The organism is Candidatus Thiosymbion oneisti, assembly GCF_900092655.1.
GTDB classification, from domain to species: domain Bacteria; phylum Pseudomonadota; class Gammaproteobacteria; order Chromatiales; family Chromatiaceae; genus Thiosymbion; species Thiosymbion oneisti.
In genome coordinates this window covers 1-6,437 of sequence record NZ_FLUY01000274.1, presented here as the reverse complement: position 1 = coordinate 6,437, position 6,437 = coordinate 1, and the positions used below count along the sequence as shown (strand labels likewise).

General features: G+C 49.8%; 5 protein-coding genes and 1 pseudogene. 2 read left to right on the top strand and 4 right to left on the bottom strand.

Going from position 1 to position 6,437, the window contains the following annotated elements:
• On the top strand, window positions 1-252 hold a 252-nt coding region (locus tag BQ17_RS02350; protein ID WP_141699048.1), incomplete at its 5' end, for an integrase core domain-containing protein.
• Here BQ17_RS02350 and BQ17_RS02345 read toward each other — a convergent pair.
• The 3 genes from BQ17_RS02345 to BQ17_RS02335 form a co-directional block, all read right to left on the bottom strand.
• Window positions 225-836 (bottom strand): hypothetical protein, encoded by a 612-nt coding sequence (locus tag BQ17_RS02345; RefSeq protein WP_089724118.1) that lies wholly within the window; start codon window positions 834-836, stop codon window positions 225-227. The two genes, BQ17_RS02350 and BQ17_RS02345, sit on opposite strands and share 28 nt — an antisense overlap.
• 2 nt (window positions 837-838) lie before the next feature.
• On the bottom strand, window positions 839-1,966 hold the full coding sequence (locus tag BQ17_RS02340) for a DegT/DnrJ/EryC1/StrS family aminotransferase (RefSeq protein ID WP_089724117.1): 1,128 nt from the start codon (window positions 1,964-1,966) through the stop codon (window positions 839-841).
• A 317-nt stretch (window positions 1,967-2,283) separates the two neighbouring features.
• Window positions 2,284-4,893 (bottom strand): AMP-binding protein, encoded by a 2,610-nt coding sequence (locus BQ17_RS02335; RefSeq protein ID WP_089724116.1) that lies wholly within the window; start codon window positions 4,891-4,893, stop codon window positions 2,284-2,286.
• 232 nt (window positions 4,894-5,125) lie between these two features.
• Here BQ17_RS02335 and BQ17_RS02330 point away from each other — a divergent pair, with 232 nt between their 5' ends.
• Window positions 5,126-6,022: a sulfotransferase domain-containing protein gene (locus BQ17_RS02330; RefSeq protein WP_089724115.1), complete on the top strand. Its 897-nt coding sequence runs from the start codon at window positions 5,126-5,128 to the stop codon at window positions 6,020-6,022.
• Between the two features lie 22 nt (window positions 6,023-6,044).
• On the opposite strand, the pseudogene BQ17_RS02325 reads toward BQ17_RS02330, so the two are convergent.
• Window positions 6,045-6,437: pseudogene (locus BQ17_RS02325) on the bottom strand (hypothetical protein); the annotation flags it as partial.

Genomic DNA, 6,437 nt, shown 5'->3' with positions numbered 1-6,437 from the left:
AGAACCCCGCAGACTAACGGCATGATCGAGCGCTTCAATGGCCGTATCGCTGACGTGCTGCGCACCACCCGCTTCGACTCCTCCGAGCACTTGGCCGACACCCTCAAACGCTACGTCCAGGTCTATAATCAACACATCCCACAAAAGGCATTGGGCCACGTCCCGCCCCTTCAAGCTATGAAAAGCTGGTACCAAAAACAACCCAATCTGTTCAAAAAACGTGTCTATAATCTGGCGGGACTTGACAGATAGATATTGTTCTCGATATCCAGCATCCCATATGCTCCGTCATGCTCTCTCCTCATATCAAGGCACTCCAATCTTCCCAGCAGGCCCCGTCTCAGCTTGTCGATCTCGTCGACGAACGCAGGGAATTTAGATTTCAAGCCATCATAGACAGCAGCCAATGCATCGATAAAGAAACCGTATCGAGTTACGCCAAAAGAACACCCATTCAGATCTAATTTTCCGGAGCTAAAGACAAACTGAAATGACTCACCATTTTTAAGTTGATCTGTCGCCCTCAGGCGATTGAGAACGAATGATGTTACCTCTGCCCTCAGCCGACGGTCAAAGATCCAGGTTCTTATAAAATTCATACTAACCGTTCGATTTGGTGAGGCCCAATACCATGTTGCTCGACTTTGCTTGAAGATATCCACTTCCGCGATGTCAATGTAAGCCTCGGCCATCTCATATATTGGATAAAGATTTCCTCGACTGCAGCAGATGATTTTGTCGGAGGGAGAAATCGTCCTGGAGAATTTTCGGATGACACCCTGCCAATTGAATAATTCAAAACCGAACTCGCCGAGAAATATGAATATATAAGTCAATTTCAGATACCCTTTCCAAAATCAGAAACACATTTAATGACTCTGTCTAAATCTTCATTTGAAAGCGATTGGTGGATGGGGATACAAAGCGTTGCTTCGGCGGCCTCCTCGGTATTTGGTAAGCTTATTTGAGCACCATAAAATTTCACCCAATGTAAAGGGTAGTAACGAAAGGTTGTGTAGATGTCCCTTTCTCGTAAATAGATAGCCAACTTATCACGAATATCAGATCGCACCTGGATCCAATAGAAATAATACGAAGATTCCATGTGCGCGGGCCGCTCAGGGGGAAGTTGCAACCAGGAATACGCGGAGAATGCCTGATCGTAATACTCATGAATTTGCTTGCGACGGGTAACAAAACCGGGCAGTTTCTTTAACTGCTCAAGTCCGATGGCCGAAGCAATATCATTCATAGTGGCTCGTCTGCCATAGCTGGAAACTTCAAATTCCCACCACCTTGTAGTTGCGCTACTCTTAAAACCGCTCTTTGTCAGCAGGCCGAGATGAAGTAACTCTTCGGCATCTTGTGCCATCTCTGCAGTTCTACAGTAGATCATACCACCATCACCGGCAACCAGGATCTTCATAGCATCAAACGACCATAACCCAATATGACCGAAGGTGCCACAGGCTTTACCTTCGTATCGGGATGCAACGCTGCCGGCAACATCTTCAATCAGGGCAATTCTTCTCTGATTAACAAGTTCACATATCTCATCTATACGACACGGTACACCGCCATAGTGAAGAATGATGACAGCCTTTGTTTTTTCAGTAATCATCTCCTCGATGAGTTTTGCCGTTGTGTTAAGCGTCCGCTTATCAACATCGCAAAAGACAGGCTTAGCGCCACTCGATGCTACAGCGTTTGCCGCACCCACGAAACTTATGGATGGCAAAATGACCTCATCACCTGGCCCTATCCCGAGCAGTACCATGGACTGAAATAAACCTTCCGTGCAACAACTCACACTCCGAATCAAATTTCTTTCCACTCCTATGTAGTGAGCGAAGTTGCTTTCAAACTGGTCGGTTATACCCCCTTTACCAACCCAGTTCGATTTAAAAACCCTCCTTACAGCTTCGAGTTCCTCTGCTCCCAGAGTCGGTTGGAATAGGTTAAGCATCGTAAGAGACTGTTTGACTAAATTTTATACACACTTAGCGACTATGATACGGAACATGACAATGCGCGCCATTCTATCAGCGGTGAACGTGAGGGGCTCATGACCCATTTTGCATGTCCGCAAAACACCGAAAGCGCAAGCAAGGGAGGTATTTTGGCAATCTCAGGTCGGTGAAACACAAGATATTCATTCTTTTTCTGTAAGCCATAAACATGTTTATGGCTCCCTTAGTCGTGTGTTGTGGCCATCCAAAAGCTCTGTTAGCTATCCCCTTAATCATAAAAGACCCCCATATATCTTGGAGCAATCCCGAGCGGCTACATCTTATGTGCTTCATCCAGGCACACTCTTAACTGTTTTGCCGTAGTCCGGACATGCTCGCCAAGATAAGAATAGCGATTGCCCGCTAGCTTATGGATTTTCAAACCTCCGGCAACTAAATTATCCCAACCCATGGTTGGCCTCTTATCATAATGATCCTCACTGACCAATAAAGCGACTCGACCTGAATAAGGTATCGGTCTGTAACGACTTATGGTTTTCGGATATTCACGCCGAACGTATTCGATATGCCGAGCATGGCTATTATCCCGAAACACGGAGGATATTATCCTCATAGCTTTGCTTACTATGTCAAAAATATAGAACAACTGCTCTTTCGGTTCGAACTGTGAAAGTTTCCACCAATGATAACGGATTCTGCTTAGTTGCAGAAATCCGTAGACCTTATGGACAAGATAGGTTGAACCTTGAATCTCGCCTGGACACCCGGTATTCATCAATGCTAATAGGGCAACCTTGTGACCCTGTGCCTGCAACTGCTGGGCCATTTCAAAGGCAACAACTCCCCCTGTACATTCGCCACCAAGAAGATAAGGTCCCTTGGGTTGAACCGCTCGTATTTCTTTGACATAGTCGGCTGCCATGGCTTCAACTTCAGTGTGAGGAGCCTGTTGTCCATCCAAGCCGCGAGCCCGGAACCCATAAATAGGTTGATTCTGACCTACAAGGTACAATAACTTGGCATAAATCATGAATTCATCTTCTCCCCCTCCCCCACCAGGTATCAGAAAAAACGGTTTCTTTGAACCACTAGACTGAATAGGTATCAGAGAAGACCAACCCCTTGATCCGGCTTGACAGGTTCGGAAATTTCTCTCCTGCTCCGTTTCGATGTGCTGAGCGAGTCCAGCTATGGTAGGGAATTCAAACAAGCAACGTAGAGGCAACTCCACCTGGAAATCCGTGCGTATCCGAGAAAGAACCCGGGCCGCTGAAAGAGACTCTCCACCCAATGCGAAAAAATTGTCGTTTATTCCCACCTGCTCAATGTCCAGAATCTCGGCCCATATCCTCGCAAGAGTATTTTCAATCTGATTTCCAGGTGCTATGTATTCTGGTTTTAGTTTTGCAGCGAGCTTCTCAGCCAAACCAATACGTTGCAGTTTTCCCGTAGGACCCTTTGGTATTTCACCCACAATCAATATTCGACTCGGAATTTTATAATCAGCTAGCCGAGTAAAGGCAAACTCACGAATCTCCTTTTCCGTGGCAGAAGCACCCTCCCGCAACACAACGGCTGCCGCCACATCCTCTCCAAGCGTAGCATGGGGAACAGCGAAAGTAACAGCTTGTCCCACAGCAGGATGATCCATGAGTGCTTCATCGACTTCACGCGGCGTTATTTTTTCACCACCACGATTGATGATTTCCTTGATACGGCCGGTGATAAAAAGGTAGCCATCAGTATCTAAATAACCCTGATCACCTGTCCGGAACCAGCCATTAGTGAAGGCACTCTTGTTTGCGGCCGGATTGTTTTCATAACCCCGCGTAACATTCGCACCACGGATAATGGTCTCTCCGATTTCACCTGGTGACAGCAAGTCGCCTGCCTCGTTCACGATGGTAACCTCCGGTCCCGCTGCCATACCAACTGAACCAGGTTTACGCTTACGAGGCGGCAACGGGTTGCTGGTCATCTGATGAGATGCCTCCGTCATCCCATAGGACTCAATCACTGGTACCTTGAAAATATTTTCCAACTCCACCATTATCTTCGGCGGCAAAGGAGAAGATGAGGAACGGATAAATCGGAGGGGACAATGTTCAACGACATCGTGATTAGATGAAGCGCACTCCAGGATTGCCTGATGCATGGTGGGAACCGCTGTGTACCATGTCGGACGAAACTCTTCTAACCATGCAAAGAATTTGGATGCGTAGAAACCCGGAGCGCAAACAACACTTGCTCCCGCAAACAGCGACGAAAGAATTGCACCAATGAGTCCATGAATATGAAAAAGCGGCATCACATTGATGCAGCGATCACTGTCGACTAGCTCAAGGGCAACTTTAATGTTGTGGGCCGATACGCAAAGATTGATTTGTGTCAGTGGAACGATTTTTGGACGTGAAGTTGTGCCGGAAGTATGCAGCACTAACGCCACATCGTCGGGCTGTGCGAAATCATTACCAACGGAGTACGAATGTTCATTACCTGTCAGCGTGAAGATACCGGCGCCCTCTGTTAGCACCGGTATCAATTCGATGATAGGGATACCAAGCGCTCGGGCTACGGTCCTCGCCGGTGCGTCTATTTCGGAATGAATCATCAACGCTTTGGCTCCCAGATCAGAGAGATAAAAACCGAATTCGCTATCGCGATAAGCTGGATTGAGTGGTACGCTGGTCGCACCGGCAGCTACAGCTAGAAACGCCACAGCCATCTCCGGCCCATTCGGAAGCACAATCGCGATACGATCATTGCGGCCCAGGTCCATTGCGTTCAGTGTTTTCACTACATCATCAATCTGACTACGCAAACGACGATACGTGAGCGGAATACGATTAGGGGCTTCAATGGCAATGGCATCGGGACTTTGCCTGGCCCATATATCAAGCAGATGATGGATACACTGATTCATATGAATAGGATCATTAGATTTCAATTGGTTGAGGAACTGTTGTGGTAATCGTTCAGACCTTCCCTGTTTTCGCTGCCTCCCCGGCGATTAGCTCTAGCACCGCTCTCGCTTGCAACAGATGGATAACTCTTTCTTGGTATACGATCATACGGGACCTGACACAAATGTTTAATTATGGATTAATTGCTATGATAGCAAACGGTGAATAGTAAAGACAACAGGTACAACTCTAATGAACAGACCGAATTTCTTGATTCTCGGCGCAACCAAGTGCGGAACCACTGCGCTCTACGAGTACCTGGGGCAGCATCCCGATGTATGCCTGTCACGGCCCAAGGAACCTCACTTCTTCCATGCGGAATACGAAAAGGGTTTGGAATACTATTGGACGACCTACTATGCACACTGGAACGGTGAGACCGCCGTGGGTGAAGCCCACCCGGTCAAACTATTTCTCCCGTTCGTCGCCCGACGGATCCGTGCTAGCGTGCCCGATGCCCGGTTGATCGTGATTCTGCGCAACCCGGTCGATCGCGCCCTGTCTCAGTGGTGGATGTATCGGTGCGACGGGTACGAAAGACTATCCTTCCCCGCGGCCATCCGAGCCAACCTCAAAAATCTCTATGTCGGTAACGTCTTCGAGGGCGAGGCGGGAGCTCGTCGGTGGAAGGGCCTGCTTTCTTCCCCGGATCTGAGACCGCACTCGATCCGGACCTACCTTGATCGCGGTTACTATGCCCGGCAGTTGAAATGCTATCTCGCGCTCTTCCCGGCATCACAGCTCAAGGTCGTGCTGTTCGATGATCTGCGTCGAGATGCCGCTACGGTCGTGCGGGAGCTCTGGAAGTTCCTGGAGGTGGATCCAGCCGCTCCATTGGGTGAGCTGTTGCCGATGAATCCAGGACCCACCCGGCAGATGTTCCCGGTCGTCAGGCTCGCCCGTCGCCTAGGGATCAACGAGCTAGTGCCCCGGTGGCTTGTCCCACGCATGCGGTACCTGGAGTCGGTAATCGGATCGAAGCCCAAGATGGACCCCGCAACCCGGCAGTGGCTCGTCACACACTATGATCCGCACGTGCGGGAGTTGGAAGAGCTCCTGGGGCGGGATCTGTCGCACTGGCGGAAATGACGTCATCCGAACGGAAATCCCCTTACATCCCCCACACCCCGATCCGGTGCTCCCCAGACCGCGCTTGCCTGACCAAGACCTTTTCTTCCCAGGGCATCTCCGGGGTGCGGTCGAAAATGACCAAATAACCCTCGTCGGTGCCGGCCCGGTCCATATAATCGGCGGTCTGGGCCAGGCCCTCTTTGATCGTTGCCTCCAGGGATTTGTGCAGGATCTTGAGCTCGATGACTGCCCGTTGGACTGGGCCATGGAAGCCCTGAGCCTCATCCAGAGGCCACTGGACCAACAGATCGGTGCGGCGACGTCCTAGCCCGTACTCTCGGTCGATGCGCCCGCCGCTGTTGACGATGCGCTGCAGGAACGACTGCATCAAGAGCTGGGGTCCGGCCTCCTTGTAGTCGAACCGTTCGATCCA

Bases quoted from the DNA above. Each gene is read 5' to 3' on its own strand.
- BQ17_RS02330 (WP_089724115.1), top strand. From the start codon at position 5,126: ATGAACAGACCGAATTTCTTGATTCTCGGCGCAACCAAGTGCGGAACC.
- BQ17_RS02335 (WP_089724116.1), bottom strand. From the start codon at position 4,893: ATGAATCAGTGTATCCATCATCTGCTTGATATATGGGCCAGGCAAAGT.
- BQ17_RS02340 (WP_089724117.1), bottom strand. From the start codon at position 1,966: ATGCTTAACCTATTCCAACCGACTCTGGGAGCAGAGGAACTCGAAGCT.